This window comes from Limnohabitans sp. TEGF003 (assembly GCF_055395455.1).
In genome coordinates this window covers 1944388-1963917 of record NZ_AP029225.1, presented here as the reverse complement: position 1 = coordinate 1963917, position 19530 = coordinate 1944388, and the positions used below count along the sequence as shown (strand labels likewise).

The following is a 19530-nucleotide window of genomic DNA, read 5'->3' as shown; positions in this document are numbered from 1 at the left end:
CGACGTTACACCCGAAACAACCGGGTGTTCATTTTCAAATTCAGGCCACCAGGGCCTCGGTGCCAAAGCGCTTGCGGGCACCTTCCAGGAAACGCGCCACGCGGGCAATGGCCTCGCGCAAATCGTCCTCATGGGGCAAGAACACGATGCGGAAATGGTCGGTATCGGGCCAGTTGAACCCGGTGCCCTGAACCAGCATGACCTTGGTTTCTTCCAGCAGTTGCAAGAAGAAATCCTGGTCGTCCTTGACCGGGTAGATGCGCGGGTCCAGCTTGGGAAACATGTACAGCGCCGCCTGCGGCTTGACACAACTCACCCCGGGAATGGCCGTGATCAGGGCATAAGCCAGATCGCGTTGCTTGCGCAAGCGGCCACCCTCACCCACCAATTCATTGATGCTCTGGTGTCCGCCCAAGGCGGTCTGAATCGCCCATTGGCCCGGAACGTTGGCACACAGGCGCATGTTCGAGAGCATGTTCAGGCCCTCGATGTAATCGCGAGCGTTTTTCTTGTCGCCCGAGATGACCATCCAGCCCGCACGGTAACCACATGAGCGGTAACTTTTGGACAAGGAATTGAAGGTCAGGGTCAACACATCCTGAGACAACCTGGCCAGCGGCGTGTGCTTGACCCCGTCGTACAACACCTTGTCGTACACCTCATCGGCAAAGATCACCAAGCCATGTTCACGCGCAATGGCCACAATGCCTTTGAGCAAGTCGTCGGAATACAGTGCGCCTGTCGGGTTGTTCGGGTTGATGACCACGATGCCCTTGGTGCGCGGGGTCACTTTGGCACGGATGTCGTCCAGATCCGGCATCCAGCCATTGGCCTCTTCGCAGCGGTAATGCACAGGCGAGCCGCCCGACAAACTGGCCGCCGCCGTCCACAAGGGGTAATCGGGCGATGGCAACAGGAGTTCATCGCCGTTGTCCAGCAAGGCATTGGTGGCCATGACGATCAATTCGCTGGCGCCATTGCCCAGATAAATGTCATCCAGCGTGACACCCACGACCCCTTGCTTTTGGGTCTCGTGCATCACGGCTTTGCGTGCCGCAAAAATGCCTTTGCTGTCGGAGTAACCCGCCGAATTGGGCAGGTTGCGGATCATGTCCTGCTGAATTTCTTCCGGTGCATCAAAGCCGAAAACTGCCAGATTTCCGATGTTCAATTTGATGATCTTTTGCCCGTCCTCTTCCATCTGACGGGCACGGTCCATGATCGGCCCACGGATGTCATAACAAACGTTGGCGAGCTTGGCAGATTTTTGAATGGGCTTCAAAGTGCCTCCAAAGGCGGTTGCGAGAGGGGAAAACCTATAATTTGACCACAATTCAGCGCCGTTTCAGCCCTGCCATCCCGAGCGACGACTCTAATATCGCCACGCAGCTCACCCGTTCGCTCCGAAGACCCCATGAAACTACAACCCGACAAGTCCAACAGCCTCACCATCAACGCTTACGGCCCCGGATGGATCGAAGTCAATGGTGAAAAATTCACCCACTCTTTGACCGTCAGCAGCCTGCAGGGCGCCGTGCCTGAAAAATGGGCGGTCAGCCAGTTTGAAGCCCTGAAACCCGAAGATTTCGCGCCACTGGCCACCAGCGGTGCCGAGTTGGTCATCTTTGGAAGCGGCCAGCGCCTGCGCTTTCCTCAGCCTGCTTGGCTTGCGCCTTTGATTTCGCGGGGCATTGGGCTCGAAACCATGGACACCGCAGCCGCTTGCCGCACCTACAACATTCTGGCCAGCGAGGGGCGAAAAGTCGTGGTCGTTTTGCTGCTGGAAGCTTAAAGCATGCATTTGCATCGCCTACTTGTTTACAAGTACTTGCTCATCTGAAGGCCCTCATTCAGAGTAAAATCGAAGGTTGCCGAGGCCTATGCCTTCAGCGCATTTGACGTCACCCAATGGCGGCAAGCGCTCAACCTGTCAAGCGAGATCAAAGTTTTATGGCGATCGTTCTGAACAAGCCCCTTCCCGAATTTGAAGCGAACGCGACCAGCGGCCTGAAAGTTTCCAACATCTCCCACCTCGGTCAACCCGTGGTTTTGTTTTTCTACCCCAAGGACAACACCCCTGGCTGCACCACCGAGGCCATGCAATTCCGCGACAAGTACAAGGATTTCGTCAAAGCAGGCGCCTTGGTTCTGGGCGTGTCCCGTGACAACATGAAGTCGCACGACGATTTCAAAGCCAAGCTGGAATTGCCTTTTGAGCTGATTGCCGACACCGAAGAAAAAATGTGCCACATGTTTGGGGTGGTCAAAAACAAAATCATGTACGGCAAAAAGGTCAAAGGCATCGAGCGCAGCACCTTCCTGATCGGCGCAGACGGCACGCTCAAGCAAGAGTGGCGCGGCCTGAAAGTGCCCGGGCATGTGGAAGAAGTGCTGAAGGCGGTCAAGGACCTGAAAAAAGCTGCTGCCGTGGCGTGATGCCCCCGGGCGGGTTTTGTCTTTCGGCTCGTGCATAATGAATTCATGCCGCTGAAAGTCAGCCCCCTTCTCTTCCCTACCAAAAGCCGCCTTGGCCTCCAGGCGGCTTTTTATTTTTCAGCGTCCGGATTTTTCACCCCTCAAGAGGCCTTCGCTCATGCCACTGCCACCCGCTCCCACACAACGCGCCAGCCGCTTGACCCACACCGCCTTCGAGTCCGCACACACTGAGGACGATGCCCCGACCGGTTTGATCCAGGTCGAAACCAAGACCCAGGCCGTGGCTGCAGAGCCAGCTTCAGAAGCCAAACGCGGACCACGAAGCCGTAAAAGCGCACCTGCTGCCCCCCACCCTCGCAACGAGCCATCTGTGGTGGTCAGCTCTGCTGCCGCCCCTGCCCGCGCGGCCAGCCCGGCCCGGCCCAAACGCAGGTCCGGCGGCCCCAGCAAACTCTTTGTGCTCGACACCAATGTGCTCATGCACGACCCGATGAGTCTGTTCCGCTTTGAGGAGCACGATGTCTTTTTGCCGATGATCGTGCTGGAAGAGCTCGACGGTCACAAGAAAGGCATGACCGAAGTCGCCCGCAATGCGCGCCAAGCCAGCCGTTCGCTGGACACCCTGGCCTCGGCGCAAGGGGCCGATCTGGGCAAGGGCTCCCCCCTGAGCGCGACGGGCCACACCGATGCCATGGGCCAATTGTTTTTCCAGACCCAGGCACTGGACCTGAGTCTGCCCCTGGCGCTGCCACAGGGCAAGGCCGACAACCAGATCCTGGGCGTGGTCAAGGCGCTGGGCCAAATGCATGCACCCCGTGAAGTGGTGTTGGTGTCCAAGGACATCAACATGCGCGTCAAGGCCCGTGCGCTGGGGCTGCAGGCCGAGGACTACCAAAACGACAAGACCCTCGAAGACGGGGATTTGTTGTATCCGGGCTCCCTGGCTTTGCCCAGCGACTTCTGGCTCAAGAACGGTAAAACCGTGGAAAGCTGGCAGCAAGGCACGCACACCTACTACCGCATCAGCGGCCCGATCGTGCCCAGCTTGTTCATGAACCAGTTTGTGTACTTTGAGGCCCCCGGAGAGCCCAGCCTGTATGCCCGCGTGACCGAAATCCGCGGCAAAACAGCGGTGCTGCGCACCCTCAAGGACTTCACCCACCAAAAGAACGCCGTCTGGGGCGTCACCACGCGCAACCGTGAACAAAATTTCGCGATGAACCTGTTGACCGATCCGGACATCGACTTTGTCACGCTGGCAGGCACCGCTGGCACGGGCAAAACCTTGATGGCGCTGGCCGCTGGTTTGACGCAAGTGCTGGATGACCGCCGCTACACCGAGATCATCATGACCCGGGCCACCGTGAGCGTGGGCGAAGACATCGGCTTTTTGCCCGGCACCGAAGAAGAAAAAATGGGCCCATGGATGGGCGCGCTGGACGATAACCTGGAGTTTCTGGCCAAGGGCGATGGCGGCAATGCGGGTGAATGGGGTCGCGCTGCGACCAACGAGCTGATCAAGAGCCGCATCAAGATCAAGAGCATGAACTTCATGCGCGGTCGCACCTTCATGAACAAATACGTGATCATCGACGAAGCGCAAAACCTGACGCCCAAGCAAATGAAAACGCTGATCACACGCGCAGGCCCGGGCACCAAGATCATCTGCATGGGCAATCTGGCCCAGATCGATACGCCCTACCTGACCGAAGGCTCATCGGGCCTGACGTATGCGGTCGACCGCTTCAAGGGCTGGGCCCACGGGGGCCACATCACGCTGGCACGGGGTGAGCGCTCGCGCCTGGCCGACTTCGCCAGCGAAGCGCTTTAAAAACCCGTCCTCGGGTCTCAGTAATCGTCGCTGAGGCCTGAGGCCAGGCTTTCAAACCGGGTCAGGTTCTTCAGGAACGTGAGCCGAACCGTGCCTGTCGGGCCGTTACGCTGCTTGCCAATGATGATTTCCGCCACACCCGGATCTTTGGAATCCTTGTTGTAGTAATCGTCACGGTAAATGAACATGATGATGTCGGCATCCTGCTCGATGGCGCCGGACTCGCGCAAGTCGCTCATCATGGGGCGTTTGTCGGTGCGCTGCTCGACGCTTCGGTTGAGCTGCGACAGCGCAATCACCGGACATTGCAGTTCTTTGGCCAGCATTTTCAGGCCCCGCGAAATCTCGCCCAGCTCGGTCGCGCGGTTGTCGCCGCCCGAGCCACCCGAGCCGCTCATCAGCTGCAAATAGTCCACCACAATCAAACCCAGCTTGCCGCATTGCCGCGCCAGACGACGGGCGTTGGCCCGCAATTCGGAAGGGGTGAGACCTGGGGTTTCATCGATGTGCAAAGACACGGTGCGCAGTTTCTCGATGGCTTCGGTCAAGCGTGGCCACTCGTCATCGCTGAGCTTGCCGGTGCGCAAATGGCCCTGGTCGATGCGGCCGATCGAGCCGACCACACGCACCGCCAGCTGGGATGCGCCCATTTCCATCGAGAACACCGCCACTGGCAAGCCCTCGTTCAAGGCCACATGCTCGGCGATGTTGATGGCGAAAGCCGTTTTACCCATGGATGGACGCGCGGCCAGCACCACCATGTCCCCCGGCTGCAGGCCAGATGTCATGCGGTCCAGGTCATAAAAGCCGGTGGGCACCCCGGTGATGTCGTTGGGGTTGTCGGCCATCTCCTGGACGCGGTCGAGCAGTTCCACCACCAGCGTGTCCATGGACTGGAAGCCCTGCTTCATGCGCGAGCCTTCTTCACCGATGTTGAAGATCTTTTGTTCGGCTTCATCCAGGATACGGTCAATCGCCTTGCCCTGAGGGTTGAAGGCATTGGTCGCGATCTCGTCGCTGGCCGACACCAGTTTGCGCAAGATCGAGCGCTCGCGCACGATCTCGGCGTAGCGGCGGATGTTGCTGGCGCTGGGCACATACTGGGCCAGGGAGTTCAGGTAGCTCAAACCGCCCGTCTCGGCGGTTTTGCCCTGGTTTTGCAGATGCTCGCTGACGGTGATGACATCGGCCGGTTTGGACGCATTGATCAAAGCGCCAATCGCGGCATAAATCAACTTGTGCTCGTGACGGTAAAAGTCGGAATCCACCAACAAATCACCCACACGGTCCCAAGCACCGTTGTCCAGCAGCAGGCCGCCCAGCACACTCGATTCGGCCTCGATCGAGTGAGGAGGAACACGCAATTTGGCAATTTGGCTGTCAGAGGACAGGTCTGAGGGGAATTCACTCAGATGGGGAGAAAAAACAGCAGACATGGCGTACCGACAAATCAAAAAGCAATGGTAGCCCCCACAGCGCCTGGCGTCACGGGATAACCCTGTGGATAAACATGGGGTATCCGGTGCCCAAACGAGGACAACTCGGCAACACAAACAAAGTGATGCACAAATGAAAAGGCCCTTTCGTTGCCGAAAGGGCCTTGGAGACTTTGGGGTGGCTGATGGGGCTCGAACCCACGACAACAGGAATCACAATCCTGGACTCTACCAACTGAGCTACAGCCACCGTAGAGCGATATTATAGCCTGAAGCTCAGGGCTTTTCGGCCTCGGAACCTTCCAACTTTTTAGGTTTTTGAGCCAACATTTCAACTTTGAATTGCGACTTCAAACTGGCCAGGTAAGCCTGAGACTCGGCCTGCCCCCACAAGCGGGCAAATTGCTGGCGGCTTTGCTCGGATTGTTGAGCCGTCGACTCCGGACGCGGCACAATTTTGTTCACACGCACAACGGCAAAGCCCTGAAGGCCCAGGTCCACACCCAACAGGGCTGGCATTTTGGAGGGATCGGCACGCAAAGCAGCATCGATCACCGCTTGCGGCCATGCAGGCGCCTGATCACGCGAAACCGTCACCGCCTCACCCAAGTTGGCCTGAGCGGCATCGGTCTTCCAGGCCGCCAGTCGGGCTTGACCTTCGGCTTTGGCCAGCTCGGCAGATTGGGCTTGAATCAAAAGTTGACGCGCATCGGCCTTGACCTCTGCAAAAGGACGAACGGCCGCTGGGCGGTGGTTCACCACACGGGCTGAGACCAGCGTGTTCGGAGCCACCTCCACCGCTGCCGTGTTGCGGCGTTTGACGATCGCGTCTTCAGAGAAGATGGCTTGCAGCAATTTGGGGTGGCTCAAAACGCCCTGCGCACCGGGTGGTGGTGTGCGGGTCAACGCTTGCGCTTTTTGTACCGACAATTTCAGCCGCTCTGCCACGGGCGTCAAACTGTCCGACTGCTCGTACACGCTGTTGCTGAAGGTTTCGGCCAATTCTGCGAACTGGCGCTGGGCTTGCTGTTTGCGCAAGTCCGCTTCCAATTGCGGGCGCATGGACTCGAAAGACGGCGCCTGGGGCAGCTTCACATCGGTCAACAAGATGATGTGGTAGCCGAAGTCGGACTCCACGATGTCGCTGATGTCACCCTTTTGAAGCGCAAAGGCGGCATCTTCAAAAGGCTTGACCATGGCGCCTCGGGCGAAAAAATCCAGATCACCGCCGCGTGCGGCCGAACCGGTGTCATCCGAGTTCTTGCGTGCCACCTCGGCAAAGGTTTTGGGTGACTGGCGAACGGTGGCCAACAGGTTTTCGGCCTTGGCACGGGCTTTTTGCTTGTCTGCCGCGGGCAAATCTTTCGCGGCATTGATCAGGATGTGGCTGGCGCGGCGCTGCTCCTGACCCGCGAGCCGTTGCAGGTTTTGCTCGTAGTAGGTTCTCAGGTCCTGCTCGGGCAATTCAATCCGGCTTTGCAGGGCCGCCACGTCCAGGACGAGGTATTCCAGGTCCACGTTTTCCACCGAACGAAAACGCTCCGCATTGTCTTTGTAATAGCGCTCCAGGTCCGCATCCGACACCTCGACCTTGGCGGCAAAGTCTGCCGGGCTCCAGCGCTTGACCTGAATCTCACGGCGCTGCAAGTAGGCATCCAGTGCGGCATCGGTCTGACGCTGCGTCGCAAACACCGAGGCTTGCAAACCGGCCAACACCTGCTGGTTGGACAGGTCACGGCGCACACGGGCTTCGAGCATCTCGGGGGTCATGCCTTGGCTGGCCGCCAACTGGCGGTAGCGTTCCATGTCCAGCTTACCGTCTGCGCCACGCAAGCCTGCAATCGAGGGGTCTTGCTGCAGGTAGCGGGCCAGGCGTTGGTCACTCGTGACCAGCATTTGCTTTTCAGAGGCGCGGGCAATCAGACGGTCGTTGACCATTTTTTCGAGGGTCGCATAACGCGCCTCTGCCGAGTCCAGCAGTTTCGGGTCCAGGTTCGGCACCGATGCGCGAATGCGGTCCACTTCCTGCTGGTGGACAGCGTCCCACTCGGACTGGGTGATTTTTTGCCCGTCCACCCGGGCCACCACGGCACCTTTGTCTTCAAACTGGCTGTAGCCCTCGATGCCAAACAGCACAAAAGACGGAATCACCAACAAGAACAACAACCCCATCAAAATTTTTGAGTTGTTGCGAATGGAATCAAACATGTCTGAAGTCTCGGGTTATCAAGAAAAAAGGCGAACACTGGGTTCGCCTTTACTTTGTAGGGTGGTGGGCGCTGACGGTCTCGAACCGCCGACCTACTCCGTGTAAAGGAGCCGCTCTACCAACTGAGCTAAGCGCCCCACCTGAAAAGTGTTGTCAGTTCAAAGCATCCTTCAGGGCCTTGCCTGGGCGGAACTTTGGAACTTTGGCTGACTTGATTTTAATCGCTGCGCCTGTGCGTGGATTGCGGCCCGTGCGTGCAGCACGTTTGCCCACCGCAAAAGTGCCAAAACCCACCAAAGACACGGTGCCGCCTTTTTTCAAGGTGGTGCGCACAGCGCCCATGGTGGCTTCCAATGCGCGGCCTGCTGCAGCCTTGGACAGGTCTGCTTGTTTTGCAATGTGTTCGATCAGCTCTGTTTTGTTCACAAGAAACCTCTTGAAGTTACAAACCGGTGCAACCGGCAGTGGACAGAAAATTGGGGCCACAGACTCGGCTGTGGGGCTTGAATTCTAGCCTTTAAAACTGTCCATGCATGTCCCGAAGCGGCCTTTTTCGACGCCAAAGCGACCACCGCGGCAGCCGCAAGGGGCCTCAAAGCGCCTCGGCAATCGCCCGGCCCACATCCGCTGTCTTGGCTGTCCCGCCCAGATCGGGCGTTCGCGGAGCGTCCTTTCCCGACGCCAGCACCTTCTCGATGGCCCCCAAAACCGCATCGTGGGCGGCTTTATAGCCCAGGAACTCCAGCATCATGGCGCCGCACCAGATCTGGCCGATCGGGTTGGCAATGCCTTTGCCTGCAATGTCCGGGGCCGAGCCATGCACGGGCTCGAACAAAGAAGGGAACTTGCGGTCGGGGTTCAGGTTGGCGCTGGGGGCGATCCCGATGGTGCCCGTGCATGCCGGGCCCAGGTCGGACAGGATGTCACCAAACAGGTTGCTGGCCACCACCACATCGAAAAAGTCAGGGCGTTGCACAAAATGCGCCGTCAGGATGTCGATGTGGAACTTGTCGACGTTGATGCCCGGATACGCCTTGGCCATCTCGGCCACACGCTCGTCCCAGTAAGGCATGGTGATCGCAATGCCGTTGGACTTGGTGGCACTGGTCAGGTGCTTCTTGGGGCGCGACTGCGCCAACTCAAAAGCAAACTTCAGCACCCGGTCCACGCCCACGCGGGTCATGATGGATTCCTGCATGACGATCTCGCGCTCGGTGCCGGGGAACATGCGCCCGCCCACGCTGGAGTACTCTCCTTCGGTGTTCTCGCGCACGATGTACATGTCGATCTCGCCAGGCTGGCGTGCGCTGCCATCGCGGCGCACCACAGGCGCGATGATGCCGGGCATCAAGCGGGCGGGGCGCAGGTTGATGTACTGGTCAAACTCGCGACGGAACAAGAGCAAGGAGCCCCACAACGAGACATGGTCAGCGATTTTGTCGGGCCAGCCCACAGCACCAAAGTACAAGGCATCGTGGCCACCGATCTGGTCTTTCCAGTTGTCGGGCAGCATCTGGCCGTGCTTTTCGCAGTAGTCCCAGCTGGAAAAATCAAAGTGATCAAAGTGCAGATCGATGCCGAATTTGCGGGCTGCAGCGTCCATCACGCGCAAGCCCTCGGGCATCACTTCCTTGCCAATGCCGTCTCCTGGAATCACGGCGATGCGGTGCTTTGTCATGGGAATCACTTTCTGCTTGAAAAATAAACGGCTCACGCTGCCCACATGTGCCCGGGCACATCAAGGGGTCGCAGCTTAATCAAAAAGGGCAGCAAGGGCTTTCACGAACGTGACGGCCGCACGACCAGGCTCACGCCCAAAGCCGTCAGCGCCGTCCCGACCAAGGTGGCGGCCGTGATGGTTTCGCCAAACAAGACCCACGCCATGATGGCTGTTGTCGGCGGCACCAGGTACATGAGGCTGGTCACCGAAGCCGCTGCGCCGCGCTGAATCAGCACATAAAGCAAGGAACTGCCCCCCACCGTCAAACCCAGCACCGACCACGCCATGGCGCCGACCAGCTCTGGATTCCACTGCATGAGCTCCGTCTCGGCCAAGGCCAGGGGCACCGTGATGGCCAGGGCCGCCATGATCTGCACCGTGTTGGCCGAGCGCACATCGCAAGGTTGAACAAAACGCTTTTGGTACAAGGTGCCGATGGTGATGCTGAACAAGGCCCCCACGGCAAAGGCCATGTTGAGCGAGGTCACATGGTCCATGGGCGAACCCAGCGTGAGCTTTCGCCAGACCACCATCAGCAGGCCGACAAAGCCCAGCAAAAGACCCAGCCACTGGCGGCGAGACACCCCGGGCTGGTCCGATCCGCGCAGGCTGTAGGAAAGCCAGATGGCCGTCAGCACTGGTTGAAACCCCACAATCAGCGACGACAGGCCAGAACCCATGCCCGCCTTGACCGCCACCCACACACCGCCCAGGTAGCCGCCATGCATGAGCATGCCCGTGACCGACAAGTGCAGCCACTGCATGCGGTTTTGTGGCCAAGGCACCTTGGCCCAAAAAATCCAGGGCAAAAAGCAGGCGATGGACAGCACGTACCGAACCACCAAAAAGGAGAAAGGTGGGGAATGCGGCATGCCGTAGCGGGCGACGATGAAGCCCGTGCTCCAGATCAACACAAACACAGCAGGTGTCGCCCGGACCCAGGCGTCAGATACGCGGCCCCCGCTCATTTCACACGTACCCGGATTTCAGGCAAGGCCTTTTGCATGTAGTACACCATCGACCAGATGGTCAGCACGGCGGCGATGAGGATCAGCACCGCCCCCCAAGTGCGGGTGTCGATCACGCCCAGCAGCACGCCGTCGTACAGCAGGAAGGGAATCGCCACCATTTGCACCGTGGTCTTGAGCTTGCCCACCATGTGCACGGCCACACTTTTGCTGGCCCCAATCTGCGCCATCCACTCGCGCAAGGAGGAAATGGCGATTTCGCGGCCGATGATGATGAGAGCCACCAGCACATGCACCCGGTTCATGTGCACCAGAATCAACAAGGCGGCGCAGACCAGGAACTTGTCGGCCACGGGGTCCAGGAACGCACCAAAAGCCGAAGTCTGGTTGAGTTTGCGGGCCAGAAAGCCGTCGAGCCAGTCGGTGATGGCAAACAGCACAAACATGACCGTGGCGATCAGGTTTTGCGTCTCGACCTTCAGGCTGCCCAGGTAATACACGCCAACGATCAAAGGGATCGCGACAATGCGCGTCCAGGTCATGAGGGTGGGAATCGTGAAAAACATGGTTTGGATTGTGGCACGCCCGGGCAAGGGCTTCATGACAACATGACGTGCGCTCAGTGCAAGGCGTTGTAAATGGCCTCGGCGAGCTCCCGGGAGATGCCTTCCACACTCAGCAAATCCTCGACACTGGCACTTTCCACACCCCGCACTCCGCCAAAGCGCTGCAGCAGCTTGGCCCGTTTGCGCGGCCCGATGCCGGGAATCTCTTCAATCTTGCTGCCGCCCACCCGCACCTTGGCGCGTGCCGCCCGCATGCCGGTGATGGCAAAACGGTGCGCCTCGTCTCGGATCTGCGCCACCAGCATGAGCGCCGCCGAATCCTTGCCCAGATAGACCTTCTCGCGGCCATCGGCAAAGACCAGCTCTTCCAGACCGACCTTGCGGCCTTCGCCTTTTTCAACGCCCACGATGCGCGACAGGTCCAGCCCCAGGTCGGTGAAGACTTCTCGGGCCATGCTCACCTGGCCTTTGCCGCCGTCGATCAACACCAGGTCAGGCAACTTGGCCGTGCCCTCGCCCGAACGCAAGGTCTCGGCCAATTTGCCGTAGCGTCGCATCAGCACCTGGCGCATGGCGGCGTAGTCGTCACCGGGCGTGATGCCCTCGATGTTGTAGCGGCGGTAGTCGCTGCTTTGCATCTTGTGCTGGCGAAACACCACACAAGACGCCTGGGTGTTCTCGCCCGCCGTGTGCGAGATGTCAAAACACTCGATGTGCAGCTGGTCCAGATCGTCCGGAGCCAAATCCAGCGCCTCAGCCAGCGCCCGGGTGCGGGCCTGCTGCGAGCCCTCTTCGGCCAGCAAGCGGGCCAGTTGCAGCTCGGCGTTTTTCTCGGCCATCTCCAGCCAGACGCGGCGGTGCTCGCGCGGCTGCGTCACGGTGCTGATCTTCACACCCGACTGCGCCGACAAAGCCGCGATCAGCGCTTTGTCGACCGCCGCGCTCAAGATCAAGAGCGGCGGCACGGGCACGCCGATGTAGTGCTGCGCCAAAAAGGCTTCGAGCACCTGCACCTCTACGGGGCGCTGCGACTCTCCTTCCTCCAGACCCAGCAAGTCCTGCGCGTCCTGAACGTGCACCGGAAAATAAGGTCGGTCACCCAGATGCCGTCCGCCGCGCACCATGGCCAGGTTCACGCAGGCGCGGCCGCCCTGCACTTTGGCCACCAAAATGTCGGCATCGGTGTCCACCGCCGTGTCAACCGACTGCTGGTGCAAGACCCGCGACAGCGCCGTGAGCTGGTTGCGCACCTCGGCCGCCAACTCGAATTCGAGCTTGTCGGCATGCTGCATCATCCGCGCTTCCATCTCGCGCATCAGCGCCTGGGTCTCGCCACGCAAAAACTGCTCGGCATGCTGCACATCGGCCTTGTAGTCCTCGGGGCTGATCAGGTTCACACACGGGCCGGAGCAACGCTTGATCTGAAACAGCAGGCAAGGCCGGGTGCGGTTGGCAAACACCGTGTCCTCGCAGGTGCGCAGCCTGAACACCTTCTGGATCAGCTGAATCGACTCCTTGACCGCCCAGGCGCTGGGGAACGGCCCAAAGTAACGGTGCTTCTTTTCCACCGCCCCCCGGTAATAGGCCACACGCGGGTAATGCTGCGCCTCGGGCGTCTTGACCAGCGCGGGCAGCGCCACGCGGCCATTGCCCGTGAGCTTGAGGTAGGGGTAACTCTTGTCGTCCCGAAACAGGATGTTGAAGCGCGGGTGCAGGGTCTTGATGAGGTTGTTTTCCAGCAGCAGCGCCTCGGCCTCGGAGCGCACCACGGTGGTTTCCATGCGCGTGATCTTGCTGACCATGTGGCCAATGCGGGTGCCGCCGTGGTCCTTCTGGAAATAACTCGACACCCGGCGCTTGAGGTTCAGCGCCTTGCCCACATACAGCAGCTGGTCCTGGGCGTCAAAGTAGCGGTACACGCCCGGCAAGGCGGGCAGCGCGGCAACTTGCGCGAGCAGGGCTTCATCATGGGTGTTCGACATGGCGGCTATTGTCTGTGAAAAGATGTGTGTGAAATCTCCAGCGACAATCGCCGCATGCAAACTGGCCGACTCTGGGACATCTTCTGCACCGTCATCGACAACCACGGCGACCTGGGCGTGTGCTGGCGCCTGACGCGCCAGTTGCGCGACGCTGGCCAGCGCGTGCGCCTGTGGGTAGACGACGCCTCGGCCCTGGCCTGGATGGCCCCCACCGCCCACCAGGAGCCTGGCATTGAAGTGCGCCCGTGGGCCGATGCCAGCCAAGCCAGCACCCTGCAAGCGCTGCCCCCGGCCAACGTCTGGGTCGAAGCCTTTGGCTGCACCTTGCCCGAAAACTTTGTGGCGCATGGTGTAGCCACCCGAGCGCAACAACCTAGGTGGATCAACCTCGAATACCTGAGCGCCGAAGACTGGGTGCCCCGCATGCACCAGCTGCCTTCGCCCATCATGAGCGGCCCGGCCAAGGGTTGGACCAAGACCTTCTTTTATCCCGGCTTCACAGAGGACACTGGCGGCCTGCTGCGCGAAACCGACCTGCTGGCACGGCAACAACGCTTTGACCGCGCTGCCTGGCGTCAGCAACATGCCCCCAGCTTGGCCCCGGCTGGCCTGCTTATCAGCCTGTTCTGCTACGAACCCACCGCCCTGCCCCAGCTGCTGGCACAAGGGGTGGGCACCCCCCATCACCTGCTCGTCACCCCCGGCCGCCCACTGGCGGCGGTTCAGCAAGCATTGGCCAGCCTGGCCGAGCAACCAAACTGGAGCGCCCTGCCCTACACCGACCAAAACGGCTTCGACGAAATGCTCTGGGCCTGCGACTTGAATTTTGTGCGCGGCGAAGATTCACTGGTGCGCGCCCTGTGGGCAGGCCAGCCCTTCATTTGGCACATCTACCCACAAGACGACAACGCCCATCACGCCAAGCTGGAGGCGTTTTTGGATTGGATGCAGGCCCCGGAAAGCTTGCGCAAAGCGCACCGGGTTTGGAATGGACTGGAAGCGGGTGAATGGCCTGCGCTCAGTGCCGAAACGCTGCAGATTTGGAGCCACAATACCCAAACCAAGCGCCATCAAATTTCTGGGCAAACTGATTTGGTCACGCAACTGATCCATTTCGTGGGTTGAAAATCGACAAGGGCAACTTCAGGTTTGCACCCGTCATGTATTTGCAGCCATCGCTGGCACACATCAGCTCCATGCCACAGCAAACCTTCGAACAAATCGTCGAGAAGTACGTTTTCCGTGTCTTCGTTGTCTTCACCGAGGACCGCATCGACTGTGCTCTCAAGTTGGCTTGAACCCGGAGCCATCAAGCGAACTTCTGTTTTTGTTTCCTGAACCGACCATCCAAGATTGCGGAGGCCGTTACGTAATTGATGAAACGTAGAGGACGTTGGATTAAGGCCAGTGGGAACGCTTTCCGGATGCAGCCGCAGCCACTCTTTCATCCGATGGAACTCTAGCCGCCATCGTCTCTTGGAATAACGACTTTGAATCGCTTCATGGGGACTCCTGCGGGCTAACGTCCGAGTTCAGGGGCGCTGCGTGGCTTCATCGCGCAGCGTCCCCTGGAGCGAAGTGTTAGGACTTGTTCTTGATCTTGTTGATGAATTCATCGAGTGTCAGAACCTTTTGATCTTTACGTAGTACTTTGATTAGCCAAACAAGGGACGCAATACCGATCAGAGCGAAAGTGGAGCGCCAAAATTCAGGGCCAAGGCCAATGAACGTATCGAACTTCGCGGTGCAAAAAGTGGCGACGATAGAAACAAGGACGCTGAATGGAGCAACCCAACCACCACTTTGAACGATTGAATCTAGGTGATCCTTGAGAATAAGACGCAACTTGTCTTCGGTAATTTGAATTACTTCTTGGTCGACATTTACGTGGACGTCGACAACCTGAACTCCATTGAATCCAGGCCGGCGGGGAGGCTTAATTTGGGTCATGTTTGCCCCCTGCGCATGAACTGAAGGAATACTTGATGGGCTTCGCCGATCTTCCACACAGAGCAAAGCACTGCAATTTGGCGCCCCTGATCGTCCACAGCAAATTCCAAAGGTTCCTTTGTGGCAGCACCAAGCGAGTTGTTCCAATCAGTGAACGTAAGCACGCCATCATTACCTTCACCTTCAACTGACAACGTCGCTTTAGGTTTTTCTCCTTCCTTTGGTGGCGTGCTCTTGAAGCGCACTCTTACGACCAAGGGATCATCTGGCGTCAATACGATTCGCGCCTCTTGTCCTTCCTTGATCAAAAGGGTTGTGGCCAGTATCACCTCCCACTGGTCCAGATGAATCGATGCATTATTCATGGGCAAAAAGTCCTAACGTGATGTAGACCGCAAAACCCGGTGGATACATCCGGGCCGAGTCGATACATCCTTTTGACGAATGGATTGCAAACGGCATCGGACAAGGCCGTCGGCCCCCATGCCTGAATTTTTGTACAGGTATAAATTCACCATGAAACCCGGCACTCCTTGTTGGCCATCCGCTGATCTTCGTCAGTCGTTACGGAAGCAAACTATAACCTTATTACCTACATTTTCAGAGATCACTTCCTAGCAAGATAAAAAATTGAGGGCACTCCTGAACCCCAGAGCCTTCAAGCTGGATGTCCGCAAAATTGACCCGGTCCGCGTGCCCGATAATCCCGACCCATGACTCTGATTGACACCCTCTTCCCCCTCGGCTGGCAGCACTACCTGCTGGGCGGCCTCACCATTGGCGCTGGCGTGGCGCTGCTGTATTTGTTCAACGGCTGGGTGGGCGGCATGAGTTCCGTCTTTTCCAGCAGTTGGTCGTTTGTGTCCAAACGGGCGTTTTTTCAGCAAGCCCGCTTCGTCAACACCCGCCACTGGCGGCTGGTCTACGCCTTGGGCGTGGTGCTGGGGGCGCTGGTTTGGCGATTCACGCTGGCGGGCGGCGAGGCGCAGCACACCAGTGTGCCCGCCTGGCAGCTGCTGGTGGGCGGCTTTTTGGTGGGCTACGGTGCCCGCTTGGGCAATGGCTGCACATCGGGCCACGGCATTTGCGGCCTCGGCTCTTTGCAACTGCCATCACTGGGCGCGGTGCTGACCTTCATGGCCACCGCCTTCATGACCGCCAACCTGATGGCCATCTTCACGAAAGGCCTGGCATGAACCCGCTGACCCCCCACACCCTGACCCTGCCCAAGGCGCTGGTCACCCTGATCGCCGGGGCCTTGTTTGGCTTTGGCCTGTCGCTGGCCACCATGGTCCAGCCCGATGTGGTTTTGAGCTTTTTGCGCTTTCAGGACTGGGGCCTGATGTTGGTCATGGGCGGCGCAGCGGGCTTGGCCATGCTGGCTTACAAAGGTTTTCCGCGCTGGCTGGGCCGCCCCTTGCTGGGGGGTGAGTTCCTGACACAACCGGCCAGCTGGAACCGCCAGACCGTGATCGGCTCGGCCATTTTTGGCGTGGGCTGGGGTTTGAGCGGGGTGTGCCCCGGCCCAGCCATTGCGGCTTTGGGCACAGGCAACACCGACATCCTGTGGGCCTTGGGTGGCATTGTGCTGGGCGCTCTGGCCCATGGCCTGACGGCGCGGGACTGAGTGCCTGCGGGCACCTTCAGCCCAAAAGCCAAGCCCCACAGGTTAGAATAATGGGCTTGGCTTCAAGCCACCCCTTTTCATTTCAGACTCAATTCCTATGAAAACCGCTCAAGAAATCCGCGTCGGCAACGTCATCATGCACGGCAAAGACCCCATGGTCGTCCTGCGCACCGAATACCAACGCGGTGGCCGCGGCTCGTCCACCGTGCGCATGAAGCTCAAAAGCCTGATCGCCAACTTCGGCACCGAAGTCGTGTTCCGCGCCGACGACAAGATGGACCAGGTCATTCTGGACAAGAAAGAGTGCACCTACTCGTACTTCGCTGACCCGATGTACGTTTGCATGGACACCGACTTCAACCAGTACGAGGTCGAAGCCACCAACATGGGCGACGCGCTGAACTACCTCGAAGACGGCATGGAACTCGAAGTGGTGTTCTACAACGAGAAAGCCATCTCGGTCGAATTGCCCACCACCGTGGTGCGCGAAATCACCTGGACCGAGCCCGCCGTCAAAGGCGACACCTCGGGCAAAGTGCTCAAGCCCGCCAAGATCGCCACTGGCATGGAAGTGCCTGTGCCCTTGTTCGTGGACCAAGGCGACAAGATCGAGATCGACACCCGCACTGGCGAATACCGCAAGCGCGTCTGATTTGCCGATCCCGCCCCGATGAAAGCCCCGCAAGGGGCTTTTTTCATGGTCAAAGGGATTCGTTTGGGCATCTCCGTCTTGCCTGCAGGGCTGGTGCATGCACAATGCCGCCATGCAATCCCGACAAGACCTCCTGACCCCCTCCCTGCCCCACGCCTGGGCCGATCTACAAGCCGAGGCCAACACCGCCGACTGGCTGGAGCCAGAAGCCCACCGCCTGGCCTTTGCCGACCCCGAGTTTTTGCTGCGCCGCGAGACCCGGGGCATCCGTTTCCAGCTGGAGATGCTCAAACCCGACCTGGCGCAAGCCGAGGCCAAAATTGAACACACCGTGGTGGTCTTTGGCAGTGCGAGGTTCATGGACATGGCCAGCGCCCAAGCGCAACTGCAAGCCGCCCGGCAAAGCGGTCAGGCGCAGGACATCGCCCGGGCCGAAACCGCGGTGCGCAACGCCCACTATTACGAAAACGCCCGCATTTTTGCGCAACAAGTCGCCAAGTCCTGCGCGTCCATGCCCGACGATGAAAAGTTGTTCATCTGCACAGGCGGCGGCCCCGGCATCATGGAGGCGGCCAACCGGGGGGCCCAAGAAGCGGGGGCACCCTCGGTGGCCCTGAACATCGCCCTGCCCCACGAGCAAAAACCCAACCCTTACGTCACCCCCGAGCTGAGCTTCAAGTTCCACTACTTTGCGCTGCGCAAGATGCATTTCATGATGCGGGCCAAGGCCCTGGTGGCGTTTCCGGGCGGGTTTGGCACGCTGGACGAGCTGTTTGAAGTGATGACGCTGGTGCAAACGCGCAAATCACGCCCGGTGCCGATCTTGTTGTTCGGGACTGCGTTCTGGCAGCGCTTGATCGACATGGAGGTGCTGGTGCAAGAAGGCACCATTTCCAGAGACGACCTGAAGCTGTTCCGCTATGTGGACACACCCGAAGCGGCGTGGCAGGCGATTTGCGAGTTTTACCAGCTGAAGGTGGGTTAAGCAGGCCGCAGGCGCCACGCCGCGCGTGCGCCCAGGCCCACAGCCGTGCCCACCACCCAAAACACCGGGGCCACCCCGGCAATGGCCCCCGCAGCCCCAAAGACCATGGGCATCAGCACGCTCGACGCATTGATGCTCATCAATCGCAGACCCAGCGCCTCGCCCTGTCGGTGCTTGGGGGTGATCTGGTGCAATGTGCTCATGATCATGGGCTGCACCGTGCCCAGCACCAAGCCCAGCAAGACCGAGCACAAGCCCATGCTCCAGGGCGTGGGCATGAAGGGGTACAGGCCAAACAGCAGCGCGGTGCACACCATGGCCCCGGTGATGATCTGGTGCTCCTGGACATGCCGCGAAATGAAGGGCAAACACACCCGGATGAACGCCGCAGCGACAGCAAATGCGCCCAAAATCGTGCCCACCACCGAAGCACTGAAACCCCGCTCGTGGCCCAGCACCGGCACCACAAAGGTGTGGACATCCCAGCACGAAGACAGCAGCCAGTTGACCCCCAGCAAACGCCGCATCATGGGCTCGGCCAGCAAATCCATGGCGCGGCGCGGTGCAGCGTTGTCGAGGGCTGGGGGGTTGTGCAGCTCGGGCACCGTGCGCACCCAAAACCAGGTGCTCAGCGGCAACACCGCCATCAACAAAAAGGCCCAGCGAAAACCGCTCAGGTCGGCGGGCTCGGGTCCGGCGTAATCGATCAGCAAACCCGCCAGGACCGGCCCCAAGAAGTTGGAAATCGCCGGGCCAATCGACAACCAGCTGAACGCGGCCTTCAGGTCTGCCGGGTCTTTGGCCAGACGGCCCACATGCCGTTGCAAGGCAATCACCGCCATGCCCGTGGCCCCGCCAGTGGCCAGGGCGCTGAGGCACATGACCGGAAAAATGGGCCACAGCACCGAGAGCCCCGCCCCCACGGAGGACATCGCCACGCTGAGCAGCAAGGGTTTTTTCAGACCCGTGCGGTCGGCGTAACGCCCTGCGGGCAAGGCCAAAAAGACCTGGGTCAGGGCAAACAAAGCCAGCAAGGCCCCGACAGCCATGGCGCTGAAGCCCTGTTTGAGTGCGAGCAACGGGATCGCCATGCGCATGCCCGCCATGCAGGCATGCAAAAAAATCTGGCCAGCGATCAGACGGGGCAGTGTTTTCATCCCCGGGCCTG

At 59.6% G+C, this 19530-nt stretch carries 20 protein-coding genes and 2 tRNA genes; 8 read left to right on the top strand and 14 right to left on the bottom strand.

All coding sequences use genetic code 11. From position 1 onward, the window contains the following. Positions 1–40 precede the first annotated feature (40 nt). On the bottom strand, positions 41–1282 hold the full coding sequence (locus ACZ5RT_RS09725) for a pyridoxal phosphate-dependent aminotransferase (RefSeq protein ID WP_464452323.1): 1242 nt from the start codon (positions 1280–1282) through the stop codon (positions 41–43). 132 nt (positions 1283–1414) lie between these two features. Here ACZ5RT_RS09725 and ACZ5RT_RS09720 point away from each other — a divergent pair, with 132 nt between their 5' ends. From ACZ5RT_RS09720 to ACZ5RT_RS09710, 3 genes are all read left to right on the top strand, one after another. After that, positions 1415–1792 carry an Mth938-like domain-containing protein gene (locus tag ACZ5RT_RS09720; protein ID WP_108426222.1) on the top strand — a complete coding sequence of 126 codons (378 nt, stop codon included), beginning with the start codon at positions 1415–1417 and terminating at the stop codon, positions 1790–1792. Between the two features lie 158 nt (positions 1793–1950). Beyond that, positions 1951–2436, top strand: a complete 486-nt coding sequence (locus ACZ5RT_RS09715) for a peroxiredoxin (RefSeq protein WP_108426221.1) — start codon at positions 1951–1953, stop codon at positions 2434–2436. A 157-nt stretch (positions 2437–2593) separates the two neighbouring features. After that, positions 2594–4267 (top strand): PhoH family protein, encoded by a 1674-nt coding sequence (locus tag ACZ5RT_RS09710; RefSeq protein ID WP_464452322.1) that lies wholly within the window; start codon positions 2594–2596, stop codon positions 4265–4267. Positions 4268–4284: 17 nt separating this feature from the next. Here the strand turns inward: ACZ5RT_RS09710 and dnaB are convergent, their stop codons facing one another. From dnaB to uvrC, 9 genes are all read right to left on the bottom strand, one after another. Next, positions 4285–5703: a replicative DNA helicase gene (gene dnaB, locus ACZ5RT_RS09705; RefSeq protein ID WP_464452321.1), complete on the bottom strand. Its 1419-nt coding sequence runs from the start codon at positions 5701–5703 to the stop codon at positions 4285–4287. Positions 5704–5877: 174 nt separating this feature from the next. Further along, a tRNA-His gene (locus tag ACZ5RT_RS09700) sits at positions 5878–5953 on the bottom strand. A 26-nt stretch (positions 5954–5979) separates the two neighbouring features. Next, positions 5980–7911, bottom strand: coding sequence for a SurA N-terminal domain-containing protein (locus ACZ5RT_RS09695; protein ID WP_464452320.1), 1932 nt, complete (start codon positions 7909–7911; stop codon positions 5980–5982). A gap of 62 nt (positions 7912–7973) precedes the next feature. After that, positions 7974–8049: transfer RNA gene (locus tag ACZ5RT_RS09690), tRNA-Val, on the bottom strand. 16 nt (positions 8050–8065) lie between these two features. Continuing rightward, entirely contained in the window at positions 8066–8338 is a 273-nt protein-coding gene (locus ACZ5RT_RS09685) for an HU family DNA-binding protein (protein ID WP_108426217.1), read from the bottom strand. A gap of 166 nt (positions 8339–8504) precedes the next feature. Then, positions 8505–9590 (bottom strand): tartrate dehydrogenase, encoded by a 1086-nt coding sequence (locus tag ACZ5RT_RS09680; protein ID WP_464452319.1) that lies wholly within the window; start codon positions 9588–9590, stop codon positions 8505–8507. Positions 9591–9691: 101 nt separating this feature from the next. Next, complete coding sequence (locus ACZ5RT_RS09675; protein ID WP_464452318.1) at positions 9692–10600, bottom strand: DMT family transporter; 909 nt, start codon at positions 10598–10600, stop codon at positions 9692–9694. Continuing rightward, on the bottom strand, positions 10597–11166 hold the full coding sequence (gene pgsA, locus ACZ5RT_RS09670) for a CDP-diacylglycerol--glycerol-3-phosphate 3-phosphatidyltransferase (RefSeq protein WP_464452317.1): 570 nt from the start codon (positions 11164–11166) through the stop codon (positions 10597–10599). Before pgsA ends, ACZ5RT_RS09675 begins: the two co-directional genes overlap by 4 nt. Positions 11167–11219: 53 nt before the next feature. After that, the gene (gene uvrC, locus ACZ5RT_RS09665) at positions 11220–13148 is read right to left on the bottom strand and encodes an excinuclease ABC subunit UvrC (protein WP_464452316.1); all 1929 of its coding nucleotides are present in this window, start codon (positions 13146–13148) and stop codon (positions 11220–11222) included. Between the two features lie 54 nt (positions 13149–13202). On the opposite strand from uvrC, the gene earP reads away from it, so the two are divergent. Continuing rightward, complete coding sequence (gene earP, locus ACZ5RT_RS09660; protein WP_464452315.1) at positions 13203–14273, top strand: elongation factor P maturation arginine rhamnosyltransferase EarP; 1071 nt, start codon at positions 13203–13205, stop codon at positions 14271–14273. On the opposite strand, the gene ACZ5RT_RS09655 is transcribed toward earP, so the two are convergent. The 3 genes from ACZ5RT_RS09655 to ACZ5RT_RS09645 form a co-directional block, all read right to left on the bottom strand. Beyond that, the gene (locus tag ACZ5RT_RS09655; RefSeq protein ID WP_464452314.1) at positions 14219–14596 is read right to left on the bottom strand and encodes a hypothetical protein; all 378 of its coding nucleotides are present in this window, start codon (positions 14594–14596) and stop codon (positions 14219–14221) included. The genes earP and ACZ5RT_RS09655 overlap by 55 nt on opposite strands. 133 nt (positions 14597–14729) lie before the next feature. Continuing rightward, entirely contained in the window at positions 14730–15098 is a 369-nt protein-coding gene (locus tag ACZ5RT_RS09650; protein WP_464452313.1) for a hypothetical protein, read from the bottom strand. After that, positions 15095–15463 carry a DUF6864 domain-containing function gene (locus ACZ5RT_RS09645; protein WP_464452312.1) on the bottom strand — a complete coding sequence of 123 codons (369 nt, stop codon included), beginning with the start codon at positions 15461–15463 and terminating at the stop codon, positions 15095–15097. The genes ACZ5RT_RS09650 and ACZ5RT_RS09645 overlap by 4 nt, the downstream gene beginning before the upstream one ends. Positions 15464–15811: 348 nt before the next feature. Between ACZ5RT_RS09645 and ACZ5RT_RS09640 the strand changes: the two genes are divergently transcribed. The 4 genes from ACZ5RT_RS09640 (at position 15812) to ACZ5RT_RS09625 (ending at position 18362) form a co-directional block, all read left to right on the top strand. Beyond that, the gene (locus ACZ5RT_RS09640; RefSeq protein WP_464452311.1) at positions 15812–16294 is read left to right on the top strand and encodes a YeeE/YedE family protein; all 483 of its coding nucleotides are present in this window, start codon (positions 15812–15814) and stop codon (positions 16292–16294) included. Beyond that, the gene (locus tag ACZ5RT_RS09635) at positions 16291–16725 is read left to right on the top strand and encodes a DUF6691 family protein (protein ID WP_464452310.1); all 435 of its coding nucleotides are present in this window, start codon (positions 16291–16293) and stop codon (positions 16723–16725) included. Before ACZ5RT_RS09640 ends, ACZ5RT_RS09635 begins: the two co-directional genes overlap by 4 nt. A 97-nt stretch (positions 16726–16822) precedes the next feature. Next, positions 16823–17377: an elongation factor P gene (gene efp, locus ACZ5RT_RS09630; protein ID WP_108426209.1), complete on the top strand. Its 555-nt coding sequence runs from the start codon at positions 16823–16825 to the stop codon at positions 17375–17377. A 112-nt stretch (positions 17378–17489) separates the two neighbouring features. Further along, positions 17490–18362 (top strand): LOG family protein, encoded by an 873-nt coding sequence (locus ACZ5RT_RS09625; protein ID WP_464452309.1) that lies wholly within the window; start codon positions 17490–17492, stop codon positions 18360–18362. Here ACZ5RT_RS09625 and ACZ5RT_RS09620 read toward each other — a convergent pair. Next, positions 18359–19519, bottom strand: coding sequence for an MFS transporter (locus tag ACZ5RT_RS09620; protein ID WP_464452308.1), 1161 nt, complete (start codon positions 19517–19519; stop codon positions 18359–18361). The genes ACZ5RT_RS09625 and ACZ5RT_RS09620 overlap by 4 nt on opposite strands. Positions 19520–19530 lie beyond the last annotated feature (11 nt).